Origin of the sequence: Gordonia otitidis NBRC 100426, assembly GCF_000248075.1 — a bacterium.
Lineage (GTDB): Bacteria > Actinomycetota > Actinomycetes > Mycobacteriales > Mycobacteriaceae > Gordonia > Gordonia otitidis.
Genome location: NZ_BAFB01000128.1, coordinates 1 through 21,841 on the forward strand (window position 1 = coordinate 1; position 21,841 = coordinate 21,841).

The 21,841-nt window shown below is 64.2% G+C and carries 18 protein-coding genes and 1 pseudogene; 11 read left to right on the top strand and 8 right to left on the bottom strand.

What is annotated here, in order from left to right; genetic code table 11:
- The 3 genes from GOOTI_RS13155 to GOOTI_RS13165 all read left to right on the top strand — a co-directional run.
- Positions 1–1,047, top strand: a 1,047-nt coding sequence (locus tag GOOTI_RS13155) for an AMP-binding protein (protein WP_007239087.1), incomplete at its 5' end; no start/stop codon positions are given.
- Between the two features lie 122 nt (positions 1,048–1,169).
- On the top strand, positions 1,170–2,246 hold the full coding sequence (locus GOOTI_RS13160; protein ID WP_007239088.1) for an HNH endonuclease: 1,077 nt from the start codon (positions 1,170–1,172) through the stop codon (positions 2,244–2,246).
- Positions 2,247–2,402: 156 nt separating this feature from the next.
- Positions 2,403–4,043: an APC family permease gene (locus GOOTI_RS13165; RefSeq protein WP_007239089.1), complete on the top strand. Its 1,641-nt coding sequence runs from the start codon at positions 2,403–2,405 to the stop codon at positions 4,041–4,043.
- Between the two features lie 258 nt (positions 4,044–4,301).
- Here GOOTI_RS13165 and GOOTI_RS13170 read toward each other — a convergent pair whose 3' ends face one another.
- Entirely contained in the window at positions 4,302–6,104 is a 1,803-nt protein-coding gene (locus GOOTI_RS13170; RefSeq protein ID WP_007239090.1) for an HNH endonuclease signature motif containing protein, read from the bottom strand.
- Between the two features lie 351 nt (positions 6,105–6,455).
- On the opposite strand from GOOTI_RS13170, the gene GOOTI_RS13175 reads away from it, so the two are divergent.
- On the top strand, positions 6,456–8,111 hold the full coding sequence (locus tag GOOTI_RS13175) for a nuclease-related domain-containing DEAD/DEAH box helicase (protein ID WP_007239091.1): 1,656 nt from the start codon (positions 6,456–6,458) through the stop codon (positions 8,109–8,111).
- A gap of 247 nt (positions 8,112–8,358) precedes the next feature.
- A pseudogene (locus GOOTI_RS27370) lies at positions 8,359–9,050 on the top strand (DUF8548 family protein).
- Between the two features lie 4 nt (positions 9,051–9,054).
- Here the strand turns inward: GOOTI_RS27370 and GOOTI_RS13185 are convergent.
- On the bottom strand, positions 9,055–9,540 hold the full coding sequence (locus GOOTI_RS13185; RefSeq protein WP_007239093.1) for a pyridoxamine 5'-phosphate oxidase family protein: 486 nt from the start codon (positions 9,538–9,540) through the stop codon (positions 9,055–9,057).
- Between the two features lie 127 nt (positions 9,541–9,667).
- Here GOOTI_RS13185 and GOOTI_RS13190 point away from each other — a divergent pair, with 127 nt between their 5' ends.
- Positions 9,668–10,639 (top strand): ketopantoate reductase family protein, encoded by a 972-nt coding sequence (locus GOOTI_RS13190; RefSeq protein WP_007239094.1) that lies wholly within the window; start codon positions 9,668–9,670, stop codon positions 10,637–10,639.
- Between the two features lie 952 nt (positions 10,640–11,591).
- On the opposite strand, the gene GOOTI_RS13195 is transcribed toward GOOTI_RS13190, so the two are convergent.
- Positions 11,592–11,909: a DUF2853 family protein gene (locus GOOTI_RS13195; protein ID WP_007239096.1), complete on the bottom strand. Its 318-nt coding sequence runs from the start codon at positions 11,907–11,909 to the stop codon at positions 11,592–11,594.
- Here GOOTI_RS13195 and GOOTI_RS25195 point away from each other — a divergent pair.
- Positions 11,908–12,177: a hypothetical protein gene (locus GOOTI_RS25195; protein ID WP_007239097.1), complete on the top strand. Its 270-nt coding sequence runs from the start codon at positions 11,908–11,910 to the stop codon at positions 12,175–12,177. The genes GOOTI_RS13195 and GOOTI_RS25195 overlap by 2 nt on opposite strands.
- An 87-nt stretch (positions 12,178–12,264) precedes the next feature.
- A complete protein-coding gene (locus GOOTI_RS13200; RefSeq protein WP_007239098.1) occupies positions 12,265–14,016 on the top strand; it encodes a DUF3556 domain-containing protein in 1,752 nt (583 codons plus the stop codon).
- Here GOOTI_RS13200 and GOOTI_RS13205 read toward each other — a convergent pair.
- Entirely contained in the window at positions 13,970–15,211 is a 1,242-nt protein-coding gene (locus GOOTI_RS13205) for a lipase family protein (RefSeq protein ID WP_007239099.1), read from the bottom strand. The two genes, GOOTI_RS13200 and GOOTI_RS13205, sit on opposite strands and share 47 nt — an antisense overlap.
- Before the next feature lie 209 nt (positions 15,212–15,420).
- Between GOOTI_RS13205 and GOOTI_RS13210 the strand changes: the two genes are divergently transcribed.
- From GOOTI_RS13210 to GOOTI_RS13220, 3 genes are read left to right on the top strand one after another with little or no spacing between them, the layout of a single operon-like run.
- On the top strand, positions 15,421–16,620 hold the full coding sequence (locus GOOTI_RS13210) for a TY-Chap domain-containing protein (RefSeq protein WP_007239100.1): 1,200 nt from the start codon (positions 15,421–15,423) through the stop codon (positions 16,618–16,620).
- A 27-nt stretch (positions 16,621–16,647) separates the two neighbouring features.
- The gene (locus tag GOOTI_RS13215) at positions 16,648–17,367 is read left to right on the top strand and encodes a GNAT family N-acetyltransferase (RefSeq protein WP_007239101.1); all 720 of its coding nucleotides are present in this window, start codon (positions 16,648–16,650) and stop codon (positions 17,365–17,367) included.
- A gap of 25 nt (positions 17,368–17,392) precedes the next feature.
- A complete protein-coding gene (locus GOOTI_RS13220) occupies positions 17,393–18,364 on the top strand; it encodes an adenosine deaminase (RefSeq protein WP_007239102.1) in 972 nt (323 codons plus the stop codon).
- 90 nt (positions 18,365–18,454) lie between these two features.
- Here the strand turns inward: GOOTI_RS13220 and GOOTI_RS13225 are convergent, their stop codons facing one another.
- From GOOTI_RS13225 to GOOTI_RS13245, 4 genes are all read right to left on the bottom strand, one after another.
- Positions 18,455–18,892: a hypothetical protein gene (locus GOOTI_RS13225; RefSeq protein ID WP_007239103.1), complete on the bottom strand. Its 438-nt coding sequence runs from the start codon at positions 18,890–18,892 to the stop codon at positions 18,455–18,457.
- 178 nt (positions 18,893–19,070) lie between these two features.
- On the bottom strand, positions 19,071–20,237 hold the full coding sequence (locus tag GOOTI_RS24770) for a tyrosine-protein phosphatase (protein WP_051997973.1): 1,167 nt from the start codon (positions 20,235–20,237) through the stop codon (positions 19,071–19,073).
- A complete protein-coding gene (locus GOOTI_RS13240; protein ID WP_007239105.1) occupies positions 20,234–21,370 on the bottom strand; it encodes a thiolase family protein in 1,137 nt (378 codons plus the stop codon). Before GOOTI_RS13240 ends, GOOTI_RS24770 begins: the two co-directional genes overlap by 4 nt.
- A complete protein-coding gene (locus GOOTI_RS13245) occupies positions 21,367–21,831 on the bottom strand; it encodes a Zn-ribbon domain-containing OB-fold protein (protein ID WP_007239106.1) in 465 nt (154 codons plus the stop codon). Before GOOTI_RS13245 ends, GOOTI_RS13240 begins: the two co-directional genes overlap by 4 nt.
- Positions 21,832–21,841: the final 10 nt, after the last annotated feature.

Below are 21,841 nucleotides of genomic sequence, written 5' to 3' on the forward strand. Positions count from 1 at the left end.
AAAGGTGTTGCCTACAGCCATCGTTCGATCTACCTGCACTCCATGCAGGTCTGCATGACCGACGGCCCCGGACTCAGCCAGGGCGACCGCGCACTTGCCGTCGTGCCGCAGTTCCACGCAATGTCATGGGGTCTGCCTTATGCGGCGTTCATGATCGGAGCGTCGCTCATCATGCCCGACCGCTTCCTGCAGCCCGAACCGCTCGCCGCGCTCATCGCCGCCGAACAGCCGACCACCGCCGCAGCCGTCCCGACCATCTGGCTCGGCCTGCACCAGTACCTCACCCAGCACCCGCAGGACATCTCCTCGCTTCGCGACGTCCTCATCGGCGGGTCGGCGGTGCCGCCGTCGTTGATGCACATCTTCGAGGACGAGCACAACGTCGAGGTACTCCACGCCTGGGGCATGACCGAGACCTCACCGCTGGGCTCTGTCGCCCGACCGCCCGCCGGCAGCGAGAGGGATGAGCGGTGGCGCTACCGCTACACGCAGGGTCGATTCCCAGTCTCCGTACAGGCACGCCTCGTCGGCGACAACGGCGAAACCCTCCCCCACGACGGAAAAACCGTCGGCGAACTCGAGGTCCGCGGCCCGTGGATCACCGGCGCCTACTACGGTGTTGACGCTCCGGACAAGTTCGACGACGGCTGGCTGCGCACCGGCGACGTCGGCTCGATCACGCCCGACGCCTACCTCACGCTCACCGACCGCACGAAGGACATCATCAAGTCCGGCGGTGAGTGGATCTCCTCGGTCGACCTCGAGAACGCTGTCATGGGCCACCCCGACGTCCTCGAAGCAGCGGTCATCGGCGTCCCCGATCCGAAGTGGGACGAGCGGCCCCTGGTCGCCGTGGTGCTGAGCGAGGGTTCCGACGCGACGCCCGAGTCGTTGCGAGAATTCCTGTCCGACAAGGTGGCCAAGTGGCAGCTCCCGGAGAACTGGACCATCATCCCCGAGGTCCCCAAGACCAGCGTCGGCAAGTTCGACAAGAAGCGCCTGCGGTCGACGTTCCACGACGGAGGGCTCGAGGTCACCCGGTTGTGAAGACATTCGGGCAGCGCGAGTAATCCCAAACGCCGCCCAAACTTGCAGATGCGGCTGGTGTACCACCCGCGTCTGCAAACTCGAGCCGCGTTCGGGACGGGGCGCAGTCCTACACTCACCCCATGCCCTCCGACCCCCTGACGCTCGGCCAGCAGCTGGTTGCGGTGCTGGAGGGCGGTCGGCGCACGTCGACGTACAAGCTCGCGGTGATGGTCGCGCTCCTCGACCTCGCCGTCGAATCCGTTCCCGACGACCCCGCGGCCGAAGTGCCCATTGACCTCGACGACCTGACCGACCGCGTGATGGCACTCTACTGGACCCAGCTGCGACCACTCAGCGAACGAGACCAGCTGGTGCTCCGACAATCGCGCGACGGCCGCGGCGTCATTTTCTCCGCACTCGAACAGCTCCGGGACGAATGCCGCTCCCTACGCGAAGTCCCCATCGAGACCGCGAAAATGGCTGCTCCACAGCACTACTCCGCGGCACACGACACCATCAAGAAGACTCTCGTCCGTTACCCGCTGCACCTGCTACAGCAAGTGGGCACCCACACCCACGAGTGCTTCCTCTACGACGACTCGTGGATGGGAACCGACTCGACCCGCGTCATCGCCGACCACGGCAACCGACTCGTACTCTTCGGCGGCGTCTGCCACACACTCGCTCGGCTCGCACCACTGGTGAAGCCCGCGTTCCAACTCGCATGGGTCGACGACGTGCGGCACATGAACCGCGACGTCCTCGACGACGGCCCCGACATCGCCGACCACCTCTTCGGCACCGAACGCGTTTCGCTGATCAGACCCGCGGGCATCCTCGCCGACCAGTTCGGCAACGACTGCTTCTACTGCAACGCCCGCCTGCGCGCCGGACGTCACGTCGACCACGTCCTCCCGTGGTCGCGCACCGGCATCGACGGCCTGGCGAACCTCGTCCTGTCCTGCCAGCCGTGCAACACAAGCAAATCCGACGTCCTGCCCGCGCCCTTCTACGTAGTCCGGGTCCTCGATCGCGGCCGCGACGTCATCGACGCGCTGGCCGAGAGCATTCGCTGGCCCAGCCAGTACGACCGCGTCCGATCGGCATCACACGGCCTGTACTCGACCCAGCCCGACACCACACCGGTCTGGCTGGGCCGCAAGCACATCGAACCGTTGAAACGCGTCGACTTCGACGAACACGATATCGATCTGTGAGTTGCACGGCGCACCACGACGAGGCGCACGGTCGTATATGACCGATTTGCACGCTATTGCAACACATTTCGGCAGCAATGGACTCGTTCCCGCAGTCCGACGTCGCCCTGGCGGTTAGGTTGGCTCAAGACCGCAGTGCCGTCACGGGGAGGCGAGATGACTCAAACCAATTCGGACTCACCAGAAGCAGCCAAACACACGCTGCGTCGCGACGTCGGGCTCATCGGACTTCTGTTCGCCAGCGTCGGATCGATCATCGGCAGCGGCTGGTTGTTCGGCGCCATGAACGCCGCGCAAAAGGCCGGTCCCGCCGCGATCATCTCGTGGGCGTTGGGCGCCTTCATGATCCTGCTCATCGCACTCACCTTTGCCGAACTCGGCACCATGTTCCCGGTGTCGGGTGGTGTGGTGCGCTTCCCGCACATCGTCTTCGGCTCGTTCGCGAGCTACACCGGTGGCTGGATCCTCTGGATCGCCTGCGGCACTGTCGCTCCGATCGAGGTCGAGGGCGCACTGCAGTACGCCACCAAATACGCGGCGTTCACAGAGAAGAGCACCGTCGACGGCAGTACGGTGCACACACTTACCGGACTGGGTTACATCGTCGCATTCGTGCTGCTGGCACTGTTCGTGGTCATCAACTACGTCGGCGTCCGATGGTTCGCCCGCATCAACAACGTGCTGGTGTGGTGGAAGCTCGCGATCATCCTTATCGTCATCATCGCCTTCCTGGCCACCCAGTTCCGCACCGACAACTTCACCTCGCAGGGCTTCATGCCCAACCACTGGCAGGGCGTCTTCGAAGCCATCGCGACGTCGGGAATCGTGTTCTCCTTTCTCGGTTTTCGCCAGGGAATCGAACTCGCCGGAGAAACCTCGAACCCACGCAAGTACGTACCCATCGCCGTCATCGGCTCGGTGGTGCTCACCGGCGTCATCTATGTGGCCCTCCAGGTGGCGTTCATCGGTTCACTCAATCCCGCCGACTTCGCCAGGGGCTGGTCGGAGATGGGCTTCAAGAACGACTTCGGTCCACTGGCCGCCATCGCCACCGCTCTCGGACTGGCATGGCTGGCCACGTTGCTCTACATTGACGCGATCGTGTCGCCCGCCGACACCGGCCTGATCTACACCACTGTCACCGCGCGCGTCTCCTACGCCATGTCGCGCAACGGCAACGCGCCACGACCTCTGGCCAAGACAACGCACCGCGGCGTCCCACTCGTCAGTCTGCTGGTCGCGTTCGTGCTCGGATTGATCGTGCTGCTACCGTTCCCGAGTTGGCAGCAGCTCGTCGGGTTCATCACGTCCGCGACGGTGCTGTCCTTCGCTGCGGGACCGGTGGTTGTTGCCGCGCTGCGTCGTGCCGCACCAGAACTCGACCGCCCCTTCCGTGTCCCGGGTGGCGACGTGATCCCGGTACTCGCGTTCGTCTCGTCGAATCTCATCGTGATCTGGTCGACGTGGACGATCAACTTCAAGCTGTTCATCGCGGTCCTCATCGGCCTGGTGTTGCTCGCCGTCCTCGAGATGGTCTACGACCAGCCGGTGCTCGAGATGCGTTCGGGCTCTTGGATCATCATCTGGCTGGCCGGCCTCGCCCTGATCTCCTACCTCGCAGGCGATCTCGACGACTCAGCCATCCTCGGGTTCTGGCCTGCCAACATCGTGACTGTGGCGTTCAGCATCATCGTGTTTTACGTCGCCGTGCATTACCGGCTGCCGGAGAAGACCATGCGCGAACACATGGAGCAGGTGAAGTCCGACGCCGCGCTCGAAGACGAGGAACTCGGCTGAGTGCCCACAACCGGCGAGCACGCAGTCAGCAGGGGTCACCGCTGCGGCACGCGGAGGCCCCGAACCGAGCGGGATGTAGGGACCCCCGAACCCGGACAGTCCTCACGCTAGCCGCGCAGCATCTCCCTGATCCCGTCAAGAGATGCTGCGACGTCGAATCGTTCGCGCGCACCGAACAAACTCCCTATGCCCCGCCACCTGGTGTGGTGGCGGGGTTGGGCTTGGCGCGACGACTCGGTTGAGTTCCCGCGGCGCGTGTCAGGCTGCGTCGGGCAGAGATGGTGGGTCGGTCCCGCCCGGTGGGTCGACGCCGCTCGCGGGGCCCGGTGGATCCGGCAGACTCGGCGGCTTGGGCGGATCGGGGGCGTCGGGGCCGGACGGGGGCCAACTGAAGTCGACTCGTGTGTCGCTGACGAGGACGAGCCCACTCGGCACTGCCGAGGTCAGCGAGGCCTCGACCGAACTGCGCGCGGCACCGGTGTTACGTCTCGAGTCTCCGGCGCTGTCCGTACCCTCGCCGTCCGCCATGCGTGAAGGGCTCACCGAATGGGCGGAGTAGCCAACGTCGGTGCCACTGACATGACCTGTGGCAGATGGCGAACGGTGACCGAGGTAGTCGCGCAAGTCAGCGGCGACGTCGGCAGCTCGGTTGATGTGCTCAGGGTTGAGCGGCATACCCGGCGCGGAATTGAGTCGCCACGCGACGCGGCCGGTGTCTGGTCCTTCAGTGATGATGCGCGTGGTGTACTGGCCGGGCTTCGGCCCAACCCGGCGATTGTGGATGGCGCAAGCCGGCACCAACTGGTCGATATCCGTCAGTCCACCGTCGGCCCAATCTTTTGCCGCGTGATGCATCTGCACCCGGGAGGCTGGTTCCGTACATCCCGGACCCGAACACATGCTGCCTCCGTCGGAGGCGAACGACGCGAAGCGCTGTCCCACAGTGGCGATCCGTTTGGACCTACCCAGATACAGCGGAACCGTGGTGTGATCGGCGAAGACCGCCAGAAGAGGTTGGGCGCCACTGGAAGCGGCCATCTCGACCACATCGGCGATCGGCAGCAGCGACCCGGTCGCGGTCTGCGCCACCCCGGCGCCTGCTTCGAGCTCGGCCAATGTCGTTTTCACGATCACCTGGATCGGCAGTCCCCGGTGGGTGTTGCCAAGCATCCCCGACGCCAAGACGCGCTCCAACAGCGCTGAGAGCGCATCGTGGTTGCGCTGCCCACGCGAGCGTGTGTCACGTTCAGCTGCAGCCGCCACGTCTTCGGCATTGGCGGCCGTGGCCGGACCTGACGGCGAGGCGGGGTCGTCGGGATTGTTCATCCCGGGGGTGGCCCATGCCTCCAACACCACATCGAGACGAGCCCGAGCCACCGGATCGAGATCGGCGGTCAGACGCGACATCAATTGTGCGTTTTGACGATTCACCCACAGTCGACGCCGTCGTTTGCGATCCTTGTCGTCGGTGATCGAGCCGTCCGGGTCCAGGTGAGCCAACAATCGCATGCCCAGGTTGGTGATCTCGGCTGGCGTGAACTGTGTTGCGTAGTCGGCCATCTGCGCCTCGGCGGCAACCTTCGTCTCGTCGGGGATCTCGTGTGGGACGGCTTTCAGGATGTCCAGCACGGCCTGGGCATGCGCACCGGCAATCGTGCCCTCGACAACGTGCTCGGCCAAGCGGGGACAGGTAGGCGCCAGCCGTTCACCGCCGTATGAGGTGAATGTTCCTGTCGCCGTGATCAATCGATGACGTGCCGCCGGGTCTCCGATGTGCAGGTGGTGCGACAGATAGCCTCGTACATCGCGGTATCCGAGCTTGCGGGGTACATCTCGATCGGATGCCTCCACCACCAACCGATCGGTAACCGCGCTCGACGTCCGCCTCGCCAACCGCTCAGCGTGAACTGCGGCCTCCGCCACGGCGGCATCCGACAATGTCGACACGTCGACCTGTGCCAACTCGTCGAGCACAACCGCCAACTGGCGCAGCTTCTCGGCGATGGCAGCATCCGGGGAACCTGGCAAGGCAGCGTCGAGGACGGCCGAAGTCAGCGACACTGATCCCAAACCGACACGCCCGCTTGGGACTTCGTCATCATTTCCTTGCACCTGACGCCACCCCCGCCCCCTAACCTGTGCCGTCGACAACTGTTGATCGGTGAACAGTGCTGAGTAGAGAACAATGCTGAGTAGTTGAGCAAACACGCCGGTGATTGGCCGCCGGTTGATCGAATGTGTGTTCTATGATAGCGGGCTAATCCGACATCCTCAAGGATTTGTCGAACATGTTTTCGGCTCATCGTCTGAGTCCGTACCTCGCCCGCAATGTCGGACTCGCCTGGCACACTTACTCGACGCACCATGCATCACAGACGCACTTCGCATCACCACAGTCGAGAGGGTTGACGCATGCCGCAGACGATCCCGCAGGCACCTCGCTTCGCGTCAAACGCCGAAGAGGCGATCTGGCAACGGCTGAACGAGCAACTCTCCGACACCGACCTGCTCATCGCGAATCAACGAGTCACCGACCATGACAAAGACCACGAGATCGACCTGGTGGTGGCGATCGAGGGCGCGGGAATCGCCTGTCTCGAGGTCAAGGGTGGCGAGGTGTGGCACGACGGCGAGTCTTGGTGGCAGACGCGTAGCGGCCGGCCACCGAAACGGATCGCGCCGGTCCGGCAGGCACTGGAGGGCTGTTATGCGCTACGCGATTTCGTCGAGGCTGATCCGCGGTGGACGCAGGGCCGCCGACGCTGGGACCATCTCGTCGTCTTTCCGCACTCGCAGGTCCCCGCCGATTTCGCGCTACCGGACTGCCCACGGTGGAAGATCATCGACCGCACCCAACTCGACGAGGTGATGCCGCTGGTCCGACGGGTGCTGTTGCAGAAGACGTCCGATCTACCGTTCCTCGACAGCAGCGGTATCGAGCAGCTCATGGTGGCGCTCGGCGGTCGGGGCCTTCCTCAACGCGACGTGGTCGCACGCGCGATCGACAACGAGAACGTCGCCGATGCACTCACAGCAGATCAAGCGGTCATCCTGCGCGCCATCGACCAGTTGCCGCGCGTCGAGATCCGAGGCGGCGCCGGGAGCGGAAAGACCTTCCTCGCGCTGGAACAGGCGCGTCGCCTCACGCGAGCGGGGCAACGCGTCGCGTTGGTCTGTTACTCGCACGGTCTCGCGTCATACCTCGAACGCATCACGTCGGCGTGGAACCGCAAAGACCGACCGTCGTACGTCGGCGAGTTCCACGACCTCGGGATGCAATGGGGTGCCGCTGCCGGACCGGACGAGTCTGTGCGCAGCGAGGCTGCGTCGCAGTTCTGGGAACACGAACTGCCGCAACAGATGCGCGATCTGGCCGACACGCTCCCACCCGGCAAGCGATTCGATTCGATCATCGTCGACGAGGCACAGGACTTCGCCGACGAGTGGTGGCCACCGCTCCTCGCAAGTCTGCGCGACCAGGAAACCAGCGGAATCTACGTGTTCAGCGACGAGGCGCAGCGGGTCTTCGACCGACAGGGCTCACCACCGGTCCCGCTCGTTCCCATCGTCCTAGATCACAACCTACGTAACACACGCCAGATCGCCAGATCATTCAGTTCGCTTGTGGGACAGCGCATGCTACTCAAGGGTGGTGAAGGGCCCGACGTTCGATTCGTTCCGTGCACCGCAGAAGAGTCACTCGAGGCAGCCGACGACCAGATCGACGCCCTCCTCGACGACGGCTGGCGTCCCGAGGACATCGCCTTGCTCACCACCGGTAGCCGCCATCCGGAACAGATCGAACGGCAGGCTGAGGGCAACAAGTCGTACTGGGCCACGTTCTGGGACGACGACCAGGTCTTCTATGGCCACGTACTCGGCTTCAAAGGGCTGGAGCGTCGAGTAATCGTGCTCGCACTCAATGAATCACAGCCGAGAGACAGGTCGACGGAGCGCCTCTACGTGGGGCTGTCGCGAGCGCGGGACCAACTCGTAGTGTGCGGTGATCCAGAGTTCATACGCACCGTCGGAGGACCTGAAGTTGCGCGTCGACTCGGCGTCGACTGACTACGCGGAATTGTCAGAACTTACGGATGAGGTGCAGCATTTCATCAGAGACAGGCCACCCTGCCGTGGTGCCAACACCTCGTGGCGATCGCCGTCTCCGTTACGTGTTCTTCCTTCTCCTTCGCCGGTGTCCGCTCGGCGGCGCGTTGTGTGATCGAGTCAATCACGGCGACCTGATGCCCTGTAACCACTGCCGAGGCGAGACCGATAGATCCCTGACAGCAACGCAGCTGACGATCGGAACAACATGCCACTGACTAATGATCAACTCAACGCCATCATCGACGGAATCGTCGATCTGAATCCCCAGAAACGCACGCGACGATGGAGCAGTATCAGCCTCTGCGTCCTCGACGCCGTGTGGAGTATCGGAGCCCATTACGACAAAGTCGTTGCACCCCTCGTCATCGAGTTCGCTCGCTCTCAAGGTGTCACCAACGCAGTGGTTCCGGTCAATGAGGTTCCCACCGATGATCCACTGCCTGCTCCCACACTGGCGATGTTCGACGAGGACGCATTGTTGAATCTCACCAACATGCAGCGAACTTCGACTCGCGGAGGAGTGACCAAAGCCTACGCATCGATCGCTTTTGCGCGGGTTCTATCCGATAACGGCATAGAAACACTCTCGGATGCAATCATGTACTGGCGGACAAAGAGGAGTTGACCACTATCGACACGGAACTCTCTTCCGTCCCCGGAGACGGGCAACATGGCATCCGTCGCGGATATTTCTGGATGCTTGTTGGTGACGATAACCGGATCAAGCCCGACCGGATGATTCTCAGCTGGTTTCGCCGACTTGGACTTCCGAGCGATCCCGGCTTGGCAGAGAGTTACATCCGGACTGCTGCGCCACTCGTCTCGGCGCGACTAAATCGATTTGTCACGCCCTGGGAGATCGACCACGCGATCTGGAAGCACGCTCGATCCTCTTAGGCCGTCAGAGGTCGACCGACTTGTTGCTCGCGACGTCAGGCTGGTCGCCGGACACGATCGCCTTGGCGTACTTGAGTAGCGCAACGGGTTTCGGGCTGTCGAGAGTCCAGTACTCGGCGGAGTCTGCGTGCACCTTCAGCAGCGCGACGCCCGGGTCCTCCCGACCCTTCTCGAACCAGGCTTCTGCGTGAGGGTTCCACAGCTCGTCGATGAGCTTCTGATCGTGGGTGACCGACGCCGTTCCCGCGATCGACAGGTAGCTGTCGTCGGCTTGGAGACTCACGTTGACGCGTGAGTCCTCAGCAACCTGGCCGGTCTTGGGCGATGGGTCGACGGTGAAGAAGTACAGATCGCCGTCGAACTTCCTGTCCAGCACGGCGAGCGGCCGACTCAGCAGCCTGCCGTCGGACTCACTGGTGGTGACAAAGGCGACGTTGGCCTTGGAGATCAGCTCGCCGATGCGCTCGAATTCGGTGTTGTCAGCAGTCATGGTTTTCACGCTACGCGCAAGTGCTCACTCCGCCCACCGTCGTACAATCCCACCGCCGACAGGCCGCCCGGCATGACCCACACCGCGTACCCTCCGCCATCCCGCCGTTCGCACCTACCCTGAAACCATGCGTTTCGTCATCTACGGTGCGGGAGCAATCGGCGGAGTCATCGGTGCTCACCTGGCACTTTCCGGAGCCGACACAACACTGGTCGCGCGTGGTGAGCATCTGCGCGCGATGCGCGAACACGGACTCGTCCTCGACACCGCGGACGGGCGACAATCGGTTTCAACCGCCCTTGCGTCGAATGCTTCGGAGGTCGGCTGGGACGACGACACCGTCGTTCTTCTGGCCGTCAAATCACAGCAAACCGCCGCCGCGATCGATGACCTCCGCGCGCACATGCCCGTCAAGACTCCAGTCGTCTCCGCGCAGAACGGCGTCGCCAACGAACGCGAACTACCGCGCGTTTTCCCGCACGTGTACTCGCTGTGCGTGATGCTGCCCGCGCTCCACCTCGAACCGGGCGTCGTGGTGCAGGCGTCGTCGAATCGTCCCGGGATCCTCGACGTCGGTCGCTATCCGTCGGGTACAGACGAAGTGGCGCAGTCGATTTCGTCTGCGTTACGAACCGCGACGTTCCTGTCCGAGCCGCGCTCGGACATCATGGCGTGGAAGTACCGCAAGCTGATCATGAACCTGGTCAACGGCATCGACGCCAGCTTCCGCGACGACGGCCAGGCGTTCAGCGAACTCGTTCGGCGTGCACGGGCCGAAGGCGAGCAGGTCATCACGGCAGCAGGTATCGACATCGTTTCGGAGGCCACCGACAAGCAGCGCCGCGGCGACGCCATCGTGCGCCGCGACACGGGCGAGGACTCGCTGGGCAGTTCGACGTGGCAGAGCGTCGCGCGTGGTTCGGGCAGCGTCGAAACCGACTACCTGTCCGGCGAGATCGTGCTGCTCGGACGGTTGCACGGCGTCCCGACGCCGGTCAACGCCCTCGTCCAAAGCGAAACCAACCGGCTCGTGCGCGAGGGACTGCCTGCAGCGAGTTCGGATGCGCAGATCGCGCTTTCGGGCCTGGCGTCGAGGTAGTCTCGCGCGCCGCAGCCGAGTCCCGGGGCGCATTGGAGTCCTCCGGTGGACTCGCGATCGGCCTGTCATCGACAGCCGACGGCGAAATGAGTGGTTCGGGTGCGCCCTTCTCGATCTCCTGCAGGATCTCCTCACACGTAGCGACCGCGATGCCGCACAGTTTCCGACCACGAGCGGTGAGTGCAGGATCGGTCGATCGGTCGCGCCACACCTGCAGCATGCGTCGCGCTGTCGCTGCGATCTCGCGCGGGTCGCTGTCAGGCGAGAGACCCAGGCGCAGCGCAGGGTCGGCTCCGTGTGAACCGAGCAACGAGACGAGTTCGTCGCGTACGGGTTTGGGAAGATCGTGGTCCTCACGCAACTGCGGGAAGCGCTCCGTGCGAGTGCTCGGTCCGACTCCGCGATGCGCCGTCGGAACCGCGAACATCTCCGTGGGCGAGTTCGGATCTGCCTGTTCCCCGCTTTGGCAGGACTGCGGGATCGGTCCGGAAGGTGTTGCCATGTGCATCTCCTTGCTCGTGCCGCTGGCACTACGTCTAGGGAAGGCAGCGACCCCGCCGCGACATTGTCGTCTACGACGGGGTCACATCGCGAGGGTGTGGTCTATCGACGAGGTGATCTTGTCTCGTTCACGTCGTCGACTCTGCCAGTCGACCCTTGCCACTCGATCAACACGACCTGAGAGCAGCCTTCGGATCGGCTACGCCACCCGCCTCCCGCCCCGTTGACATCCGCCGAGGCAGCTGTCGCTTCCGTGAGAACAGGCATGAGCGCGCTGATCCGCCTCCGCAGTTACACCCAATCCTGCTGTGTCTCAACGTCCTCACTGCAGGAGATGATTCCGGTGTCGAGCGCGACGAGGTATTCAACGCAGATGGCGGCCCGCGCGCCCCGTGACGAGCTCACCGTCACGGAGGCGCGGGCCGCCGAGAATCCGCTGATGCGGGTTGCTCTACTTGAACACCCCGAGCTTGCCGAACTTGTCGGCCAGCTTGTAGTACACCGCCAGCCGGGGATTGGACTTGCCGTCCTTCATTTCCTCGAGAACATCCTTGATCGCGTTGTCGAGGTAGGCATCGTTCTCGGTCAGACCGAGCTTCTTCTTGAGGAAGTTCTCGCGAACCGTCTTGAGCTCCTCCGGATCGCTGGCCGAGACAAGCGCGGCGTCGGCGTTCGACAGGGCGAGGCGGTAGGTCGACGCCATCTTCTCGACCACGGCGGGGTCGGCGTCGGGTACGTACTTCTTGACGGTTTCCAGGGCATCAGACATGGGACACTCCATTGGGTTGTCACTGGTACAGGCGTCACGGTACGCCCGCACAGACCATCAGGCCGGACGAATCGCGGGTTGTCGGGAATGTCCGTACGCGCATCGGCGGACCACTCCACCGAAGGGTGGGCGCGCCCACGGCAAGGCGCCTACTGTAGATCCGTTCGTCTATCACTCCGAACCCGCCCACGGCGGTCACTTCGCACCCTTCGAGGTACCCGACAGCTACGCCTCGGAACTACGTGCGTTCTTCCGTCCGTTCCGCTGACCCGGACGGATAGCTCGAAACCCAACCAAGCATTCGCTTGGTTTGTTACGGTCCAGGCTGCGGCAGCGATAGGCAGCGAGGGCGAACATGGGGTTCTTCAAGCAAACCAGTCCCGAAGTCGACTTCCCGACGTGGAGTCAGGGAACGCGAGCCGAGAAGATCCGCCCCATGGCACGGCAGTGGGCCGAGGTCGGGTTCGGCACCCCTGTTGCTCTTCATCTCTTCTACGTGGTCAAGATCCTCGCGTACATCGCTGTCGGTTGGGCCATCGTCGCGGCGACGCCCGGCGTCGGCGGATTCTTCGACGTCGCGTCCTGGTACAACGAGCCGGTCGTGTTCCAGAAGATCGTTCTGTACACGATGCTCTTCGAGGTCGTCGGGCTCGGTTGTGGCTTCGGACCGCTCAACAACAGGTTCTTCCCGCCGCTGGGATCGATCTTGTACTGGCTGCGCCCCAACACGATTCGTCAGCCACCGTGGCCTACTCGGGTACCACTGACCCGAGGCGACGTACGCGGACCCGTCGACATCGCGCTCTACGCCGCACTCCTCGTCATGCTCGTGGTGGGCCTCGCGAGTCCCGGCAGCAGACCGCTGCCCGACCTCGACACGGCAACCGGTGCGCTACCGGTATGGGAGGTCTGGACGATTCTCGCGCTCCTCGCCGTGGTCGGATTACGCGACAAGACAGTCTTTCTCGCCGCACGCGGTGAGGTGTACGGCGCGCTGTGTGTGACGTTCCTGTTCACAGGTGTCGACATGATCGTCGCGGCGAAGATCGTCTTCCTGGTGATCTGGCTCGGCGCGGCGACGTCGAAGCTGAACAAGCACTTTCCGTTCGTGATCGCCACGATGATGTCGAACAACGCGGTGATTCGATCGCCGAAGATGAAACGTCTGTTCTTCGAGCGCTTTCCGGACGATCTGCGGCCGGGCAGACCGTCGCGGTGGATAGCGCACTTCTCCACCGCGGTGGAGGGCCTCGTGCCGATCGTGTTGTTCTTCTCGCACGGCGGGTGGCTCACCTGGGTCGCCGCGGCTGTCATGCTGATTTTCCACTTCGGAATCCTCAGTTCCATTCCAATGGGAGTTCCGTTGGAGTGGAACGTCTTCATGATGTTCGGGGTGCTCGCACTGTTCGTCGGGCATGCCGACCTCGGACTCACCGACCTCGAGCATCCATGGTGGGTTGCGCTGCTGTTCGTCGTGGTCGCCGGCACCGTGGTGATCGGGAATCTGTTTCCGCGCAAGGTGTCGTTCTTGCCAGGGATGCGCTATTACGCAGGCAACTGGGACACGGGCATCTGGTGTATGACGCCGTCGGCGTCGGAGAAGCTCGAGAAGAACGTGGTGGCCATCGCGGCACTACCGGCATCGCAACTGCAGCGCATCTACGGCACCCCGGAAGCCGCCCAGGTCGCGCTCTACATGGGATATGCGTTCCGCGCCTTCAACAGTCATGGCCGCGCCTTGTTCACCCTTGCCCATCGAGCGATGGCGGACCACGACGAATCCCAGTACATGCTGACCGACGGTGAACGCATCTGCTCGACGGCGATGGGCTGGAACTTCGGCGACGGCCACCTCTCCAACGAACAACTCATCGCCTCACTTCAGGAACGATGCGGGTTCGAGCCGGGTGAGGTACGGATCGTGCTCGTCGACGCCCAGCCCATACACACCCAGACTCAGCAATACCGGCTGATCGACGCCGCGACAGGCGAATTCGAGAGAGGTTACGTACGCGTCGCCGATCTGGTGACCCGACAGCCGTGGGACGACGAGGTCCCGGTCAGCGTGACCTGGACAGCAACATCCGCTGACCGGCAATCGCAGTGATCGTCTTGTCCTCGCCCGGCCGGCCGTCGAGTCGATGTGTCAGCCAACTGATCGCCAGCGGCCCCGAGAGCGGCAGTAGCGAATAGTGTTCCGTCACAAGGTCGCGTACGTAGGTGACCGGAACACCCAGGTCGCGGTACCGCTGTGCCTGGGCGTCGACGTCGTCGGCGTCGATCACCTCGTCGTGCACGGCCTGCATCACCAGTAGCGGCACGCTCGGCGGGTGGGTGCCGAGTTGCAGATCGTCCATCATCTCGACGATGCCGGGGTCGGCGAGTAGGTCGGCGAGCGGAATGTCGAAGTAGTCGTCGAGGTCGTGATTGCGGAAGCGCCGGATGGCAGCGAGCGTCGGCAGCCGGGTCGCATCGTCGAGGTTACGTGCACCGAAGTCGGTGGCATGCTCGTCGATCATGCGATCGAGAGCGGGATAGACCCGACGCAAACCGGCAATCACGAGAATCGGTAGCCCGGCATGCAGACCGCCGTTGAGTCGCAGCAGCGTCGACGCCATGTCGCCGACCGGTGAGCCCAGCACGGCCCCGACGATGTTGAGTTCAGGTGCGTAGTCGGGTGCCACCTCGGCAGCCCACGACGTTGCCAGCCCGCCACCCGAATATCCCCACATGCCGATCGGACTCGTGGGGTCGAGCGCGAGGGGTTCGAAGGAGAGTGCGGCCCGAATCCCGTCCAGCGCACGGTAACCCGGCTCGCGGGGAGCGCCCCAGGCACCCTTTGCGCCCTCGTGGTCGGGAATGGAGACTGCCCAGCCCTTCGCAAGCGCGCGTCGGACCACCATGAACTCGAACGGAGCAACCGCACGCGAGGCGTCGGCGCCCTTCTGCAGGGCATAGGACGGAAAACACTGTGACGTCACCGCGTCGATCGCACACTGAAAGGACAGCACTGCGGGATTGGGATGCTTCGACCGATCGGGTACGACGACGGTCGTGACGGTCGCGTCGGGATTGCCGTCGAGATCGGTCGACCGATACAGCAGTTGCCATGCCTGGTGATGGGACACCCAGAAGTTCTTGAGTTCGACCTGCCGGGAGCGGATGACCTCCCCCGGACCGTACGAACCCAAGTCGGACGGAGCGTCGTAGAAGCTGTCCTCGGTGGGCAGCAGTGGGCCACCCGCGACATCGGCGACCGGTGCTGCGGTTGTCGACGGCACTGTCAACATCTCCGCTGTCATGTCACTCTCCTCATTGCTACTTGTATTTGCCAACACTCACAGGCGGAGGCGCATTCCGTCCGAGACCGATCGGATGATCCAGATATCGCGTCATTACTACTACTGAACTGCGCAAACGTCGGATGTCATACCCCTCACATACCGTTCTCTTCGAACACACATTCGTACTACGGGCGCTCAGGCGGCCGACAGGAGAGATGGGGAACAGCATGTCCGACCTCAGCTTCGACGATCTCATCGAGGATGCCTGGCGCGAGTTCGCCAGCACGCTCGCGCTCCGGCTGCCCCGCCTCGAAACCGGGCAGTACATCGAGGTCACACGGCAGGACGGACAGCGTCATCGGGTACTGGTTGCCTTCACTGCGGCCGACTCCGGGAAGATCCGCTGCACGCTCGACAGCGCGCTCCTCCGATCGTCAGATCGAGCCGAGTGGATCCGTACGCGCGGCCAGTTGGCCCAGCTCGGCTGGCGATTCCTACCTCGCAAGGACAACCACATGGCGCAGGCGGGACACGGCGACATCCCTCGCCTGACTCAGCTTGCGGTCAGCACACTGCGGGAGGTCTTCGGTCACGCCCACCCCGTCTTCGTCATGATCAATGATCCGTTCCGACCAGCCGCACGCACCTCCTTCGGCGAGCTTCATGACCTGACCGCTGCACTCGACGCATTACCCGACTGTGTCGCCACCGGATACGTCGTCGAAAGTGAAGCCGAGCTCCTCGCCATCACGCGTGACGTGGTGGCCACACTGTTGGGATCGCAGGTCGCGATCGTCGACGGATGCATCGAACTACCCGCGCTCGACGTCGTGCCGTGGCGCATCTTCGCATCACCTCAGGGGCCGAGCCTGGTGTTCACGACGACCCTCTCGCACCGGCTGCTCGACTCCGCGCTGCTGGGTCGGCTCGTGGTCGACCACTCGGCGCGCTGGCCAGACATCGCGCTCACCGTCGACCGTGACCACGTCTATGCGCAACGAGTCGTCGACGCCGCTGTGCTGCAACCGCAGAACATTGCATCGGCACTCTCGACGTGGCGGAGGTTTCTCGCCGACGCCGCGTGTCGACTGGTCGAGGTGTTGAACTCCGGTGGGCCGGGCGCACACAACTGCGGTTACAGCGCCGTGCCCGTGGGACTGCAGACGTTGTTCGATCTCGCTATGCGCGACAACCTCTCATCCTCCCGCATCGTTCATCTGGCCAACGGCAAGACCGACCGCCTTCGCGAGTACCTGCGGGTGTGCCGCGGCCTGGCCGCCGACGCAGCCGAGTCCGCGACGGCAGCACGCGAACGTGGTGCCGATCTCGGTGAGATCCGGCTACACAGCGACGCAACCGAGTTCTACCGACACTTCTGCGCTTTGTTGGAGGAGGCGATAGACCGCGCAACCCCGAGAGGCGCGTGACGACGTGCGCCACATATCGTCGAGGGCGTGGCGCGCATCCCCGATTCCGACCGACGAGTCGATCCGGACGCCGACAGCGCGGTTCTCGACAATCCCGCCCACTCGGCACTGCTCGGACCGCATGCGCGCTTCGCCGAGAGGTACGGCACTGCGCTCCGGTACCCGGTCGATGTGTCGCCGTGGGTCGCGCTCCCCGACGATCCGTCGACCGCCGACTGGGATGACGCCGCCGAGCTCGTCGGCCCGAACGGGACCATCACGCTCGCCACCGTGACCGTCGAGCCGCCCGAGGGCTGGATCAGCCGCATGCGCATGGCAGGCGTGCAGATGATCGGCGACACCGTGCGTGGACAGTCCGACGCCGAGGTCGTCGAGTTGGGTGCGACCGACGTCGACGACATGCTCGACCTCGTGCAAAGCACCCGCCCCGGGCCTTTTCGACGCCGCACCGTCGAATTGGGCACTTACCTCGGTATCCGCCGCGGCGGCACGCTGATCGCGATGGCGGGCGAACGGATGCATCCGCCGGGGTGGAGCGAGATCAGCGCGGTGTGCACCGATCCCGAGTTTCGCGGAGAGGGGCTGGCGAGCAGAGTGATGCTCGCGGTCGTCGAGGTGATCCGCCGTCGCGGCGACCTGCCGTTCCTGCATGCCGCCGCTGACAACACGTCGGCGATCCGGCTCTACGAGAACCTGGGATTCACGCACCGACGGGAGGCCGTGTTCCAGGCTGTGCAGCGGCCGTGATGACCCGCCGGGCAGGATGGACATCATGGACGATGCCGAGCTCTTGACACTGCCGAAGGCGGAACTGCACATCCACATCGAGGGCACGCTCGAACCCGAGATGGTGTTTGCTCTCGCCGCTCGGAACAATGTGGCGCTGCCCTACGCGTCTGTGGATCAGCTGCGCAGCGCACACGCCTTCGCCGACCTTCCACACTTCCTCGACCTGTACTACGCCTGCATGGCTGTGCTGCGTACCGAGGACGACTTCGCCGACCTCGCGGCGGCGTACCTGCGCAAGGCCGCGACGCAAGGAGTCACACACGCCGAGATCTTCTTCGATCCGCAGGCGCACACGTCGCGCGGCGTCGACCTCGGCGTCGTCGTGCGGGGGCTGCGTCGTGGGCTCGACGCGGCATCATCGGAGACCGGCGTTCACGCCGACCTGATCGCCTGCTTCCTGCGTGACAAGCCGGTCGCCGATGCCATGACAACCCTCGATGCTCTGGAACCGTTCTTCGACAGCATCATCGGGATCGGACTCGATTCCGCCGAACTCGGCTTTCCCCCAGGCCAATTCGCACCCGTCTTCGACCGTGCCCGTGATGCTGGACTCCATGTCGTGGCGCACGCGGGCGAGGAGGGGCCTGCGCAGTACATCTGGGAGGCACTCGACGTCCTCGGGATCGAACGTGTCGATCACGGTGTCCGCGCTCTCGAAGATCGCGCACTGCTCACACGGCTGGCGGCCGACCGTATCCCACTCACGACCTGTCCGCTCTCGAACGTGCGCCTGCGAGGCGTCGAAAAGCTCTCCGACCATCCGCTGCTCGATCTACTCGACGCCGGACTCGTCGTCACCATCAACTCCGACGATCCGGCCTACTTCGGCGGGTACGTCGGCGATGCGTTCGTCGAGGTGCGACGTGAGTTGGACTTGAGCGACGGTCACCTCCGCGCCATCGCACAGAATTCGTTCGACGCGTCGTTCACGGCACGCTCCAGCCACGAGCACTAGCCGGGACGACGGCACCAGTCGGACGGCGCCTGCGTGGACGGTTCGACCTCACCTGTCGAACCGTCCACGCAGGAAATGGCGGCGCCGAGATCACTGCGCAATGCAGAGACTTCCGAGGTTCAGCCCGGGAACGACGAACACGTCGGCTGTCCGGGTCATCACGATGTTGCCGAAGAACGTCTGCGAAGCAGTGAGAGTGCGATTTCCGGTCTGGTTCGGCGTCCACCTGAACACGACCTTCGAGTCGTTCGGTTGCGTCGGCAGTGTCCCTACCAGCTGGTTGCCGTCCTTCAGGGTTACCGGTCCCTTGAATGCACCGGGGATCAGCGGGACTGTCACGTTGTACTCGCAGGTTGTTGCGACCTTGCCGTCGATACCAGGTGTGACCACGGGATTCTGCACATTTGCGGACGCGGGTGCGGCCAACGCGATGGTCACCGCGCCCGCACCGGCGGTCAGCGCCGCCACCACGGTGGCGCGGCGGGTGCGACGCCCGGGTACTGCTTTGCGGATTGTCTTGTCGGACATGGTTCCTCCAGTGCTTCGATGTCGGGAGCAACGGGCTTGGAACCCGTCGACACCCAATCTCGCAAGCCCGCGAAGGAATCGAATCAGCGTGCCGGTACGTGAGTTCCCGGCACGGCACTACCTGTCCGCGCGATGACTACTCGATCCGGGGAATCACGGAGGCATGCTCCGGGCCAACTCAACGGAAGATCTCCTGCAATCGTGCGATCCCAGCGTCGTACAGTCCCTCAACGGCCGTGACCACCTCCGGGGTCGCCGACAGGGTCGCATTCCACACGAACAGCGCACCGTCGCCGTCGAGTTCGGGCCCGACGGTGATGGTCGACTCGTAGGCGTCGAGTGGGATCGGGCCATCGAGATAGCTGTAGGTGTAGGTACGCCGCGCGTCGTCGTGTTCGACGATCCGCTCGTGCGCTGGCGAACCGTCGTCGAAGATCGCGGTGCGGACCTCACCGTCGACCGACGACGAGTCGATGCCGGGGATCCATCGATGTACGCCGCCGGTATCACCGACAACTGCCCACACCTCGTCGGGTGTTGCTGGCAGGACGACAGATCGCAGAATCTGTGTCGATGCGGTTGTCATATCGTCCTCCAGGAGTGTGTTTTCCAACTGCAGTAGCCGAGTTGCGTCGACCCCCACGGATGCCAGCCACTGACGAGTACCGTTGTGGCGCAGATCCATCCATGCAAGGAATCGCAGGACTGTGGCGGGGTCCATCTGCATCGCCTCAGGTGGGTACACGTCGACGGCGTCGCCGTAACTCGCCATCTCACGCAGGCGACCCATCATGGCCGGAATGTCTTCGCTGCGCTGCGCGTAGTTGCGGCAGATGTCGCGACGTAGAACGCCTATCGAGTCGAGCACCATCGCCACGGCAACACCGGTGCGATCCTTACCCATGGTGCAGTGCACCATGGCGGGCAAACCGTCCCGGTCGAGCAGTGCGTCGATGAGCGCTCTGAAGGCGTCACACGCACCGAGATAGCCGAGGTACGTAGCCACTAGTGGATCGGCACCGGGCATGGGCGCCACCGCCGACCCCTCTGCGACGGGCGCACGAATCGCGAACGGAATGTTGAGTATCGCGACTTCCGTCGCGGAGAAGCCACCGCTGCCCTCGGCCGCTGCCTCGTAGTCGAGACGCAGATCGACGATCTGGCGGAGTCCCGTTCGCTCGACGAAGTGCCGCGCATCTGCCGCAGCGACGAATTGTGGTGTCGCACTGCGGTACAACGCGCCGTCGATTACTCGTCTTCCGTCGCTTGTGCGCAGACCGGCGATCGGGCGAAATCCGAGCAGGCCGGCGGGCCCCTCGAGGCTCGATCCCACTGGTTCCCTCATGCCGACAGCACCGTCACCACGCAGGCGTTGCCGTCCATGCCTGCGGCACCGCCACCCATGGTCTCGACCATGCCGACCCGATGCTTCTCAACCTGCCGTGGACCTGCCTCACCGCGGAGCTGCCAAACGATCTCGGCGAGTTGCGCGGTCCCGGTGGCACCGAGCGGATGCCCTCGTGACAAGAGTCCGCCACTCGGATTAACCGGTTGCGCACCACTTCTCGCGGTGTGACCCGATACCGCCAGATCGCCGCCCTTCCCTTCGTCGGCAACCCCGAGAGCTTCCAACGTCGTGATCTCGCCGATCGTGAAGGCGTCGTGCACCTCGAACACGTCGATCTCGCCGATCAACCGGCCGGCGCCTGCAAGCGCCTGCTCGCCGGCACGGCGTACGCACGCGAAGCCCCACACCTCGTCGTTGCGCTGATCCCATGGCTTACCCGACACCATTGCCGACGACTCCACGAGCACGTCACGCTGCGTCCGACGTCCGCTGCCGATCACCATCGCGCCGGCGCCGTCCGTCGTCGGACAACACTGCAGCATGGTGAGCGGATCAGCGATGGGCCGCGACCGCAGCACCTGCTCAACGGTTGGCGGCTCACGACGCAGGTGGGCACGCGGGTTGTCGACACCATTCGTCTTGTTCTTCACCGCGACTGCGGCCAACTGTTCGAGCGTGAGTCCGTAGACGTCCATGTAGCGGGCCGCCGTCAACGCGTACAGCCCCGGCAGCGGCAGACCGGTCGCCCCCTCGGGATCGGTCGCCTCCGGCACGATCGCTCCGGTGAACAGGGTCGACATCTGATCGATTCCGATGACAAGGACACAGCCGAATCGACCTTCCCGAACCGCTACAACTGCCTCATGATAGGCACTTGTGCCGCTCGCACAGGCGTTCTCGATCGTCCACATCGGTATCGCACCGATGCCCAGTCCCCGTTGGATGCGGGTCGCCACTCCCGGCGGACCGAACACCGATCCGACGACGATCGCCTCGATGTCGTCGGGTGTGACACCGGCGTCGCGGATCGCCTCGCTGACGGCACGCCATCCGAGCGCCTCGACACGTTGGTCGGTGAATACTCCGAAGTCGGATGTTCCGACCCCCCATACTGCGACATCGCCTCTCATCGCGAAACTCTTTCTGTCACTGCTGTGGTGGCGTTGTGCGCGACGAGGTCGCCCGCCTCGTCACTGTCGAAGACGACGCGATCTCCAGCGTGCGGTGCTGGCTCTGCGGCGACGTGCACCAGTACGCGGGGCCCGTTGTCGACGTCGACGTATGCCAAGGCGAAGGGCGGGCGCCATCGGCCGACAGGCATCCGCACCGTCGTGGCTGCCCAGACGGAGCCCGACGGGGAGAACCCGGCGGGCTCGATCTGGCCGAAACACACCGGGCACCAGGGCACATCAGTCTGCGACAGCGCGTGAGCACATCGTGTGCACCGCGCACCCCGGAGGAAACCGTCGACGACCCGGGGTCGGGAGTCTGCAACCGACAGGCCACCCGCCTGTGCCCCGGGTCGCCTCTTGTTGGGACGGTCGGTCAGTTCGGACTTCTTCACATCGCTGCGTTTCTCGTCTGTCGGCATCTCCCTGGTC

Excerpts from the sequence above, each read along its gene's own strand:
- GOOTI_RS13160 (WP_007239088.1), top strand. The coding sequence starts at position 1,170 with ATGCCCTCCGACCCCCTGACGCTCGGCCAGCAGCTGGTTGCGGTGCTG.
- GOOTI_RS13165 (WP_007239089.1), top strand. The coding sequence starts at position 2,403 with ATGACTCAAACCAATTCGGACTCACCAGAAGCAGCCAAACACACGCTG.
- GOOTI_RS13175 (WP_007239091.1), top strand. The coding sequence starts at position 6,456 with ATGCCGCAGACGATCCCGCAGGCACCTCGCTTCGCGTCAAACGCCGAA.
- GOOTI_RS13185 (WP_007239093.1), bottom strand. The coding sequence starts at position 9,540 with ATGACTGCTGACAACACCGAATTCGAGCGCATCGGCGAGCTGATCTCC.
- GOOTI_RS13190 (WP_007239094.1), top strand. The coding sequence starts at position 9,668 with ATGCGTTTCGTCATCTACGGTGCGGGAGCAATCGGCGGAGTCATCGGT.
- GOOTI_RS25195 (WP_007239097.1), top strand. The coding sequence starts at position 11,908 with ATGGGACACTCCATTGGGTTGTCACTGGTACAGGCGTCACGGTACGCC.
- GOOTI_RS13195 (WP_007239096.1), bottom strand. The coding sequence starts at position 11,909 with ATGTCTGATGCCCTGGAAACCGTCAAGAAGTACGTACCCGACGCCGAC.
- GOOTI_RS13200 (WP_007239098.1), top strand. The coding sequence starts at position 12,265 with ATGGGGTTCTTCAAGCAAACCAGTCCCGAAGTCGACTTCCCGACGTGG.
- GOOTI_RS13205 (WP_007239099.1), bottom strand. The coding sequence starts at position 15,211 with ATGACAGCGGAGATGTTGACAGTGCCGTCGACAACCGCAGCACCGGTC.
- GOOTI_RS13210 (WP_007239100.1), top strand. The coding sequence starts at position 15,421 with ATGTCCGACCTCAGCTTCGACGATCTCATCGAGGATGCCTGGCGCGAG.
- GOOTI_RS13220 (WP_007239102.1), top strand. The coding sequence starts at position 17,393 with ATGGACGATGCCGAGCTCTTGACACTGCCGAAGGCGGAACTGCACATC.
- GOOTI_RS13225 (WP_007239103.1), bottom strand. The coding sequence starts at position 18,892 with ATGTCCGACAAGACAATCCGCAAAGCAGTACCCGGGCGTCGCACCCGC.
- GOOTI_RS24770 (WP_051997973.1), bottom strand. The coding sequence starts at position 20,237 with ATGAGGGAACCAGTGGGATCGAGCCTCGAGGGGCCCGCCGGCCTGCTC.
- GOOTI_RS13240 (WP_007239105.1), bottom strand. The coding sequence starts at position 21,370 with ATGAGAGGCGATGTCGCAGTATGGGGGGTCGGAACATCCGACTTCGGA.
- GOOTI_RS13245 (WP_007239106.1), bottom strand. The coding sequence starts at position 21,831 with ATGCCGACAGACGAGAAACGCAGCGATGTGAAGAAGTCCGAACTGACC.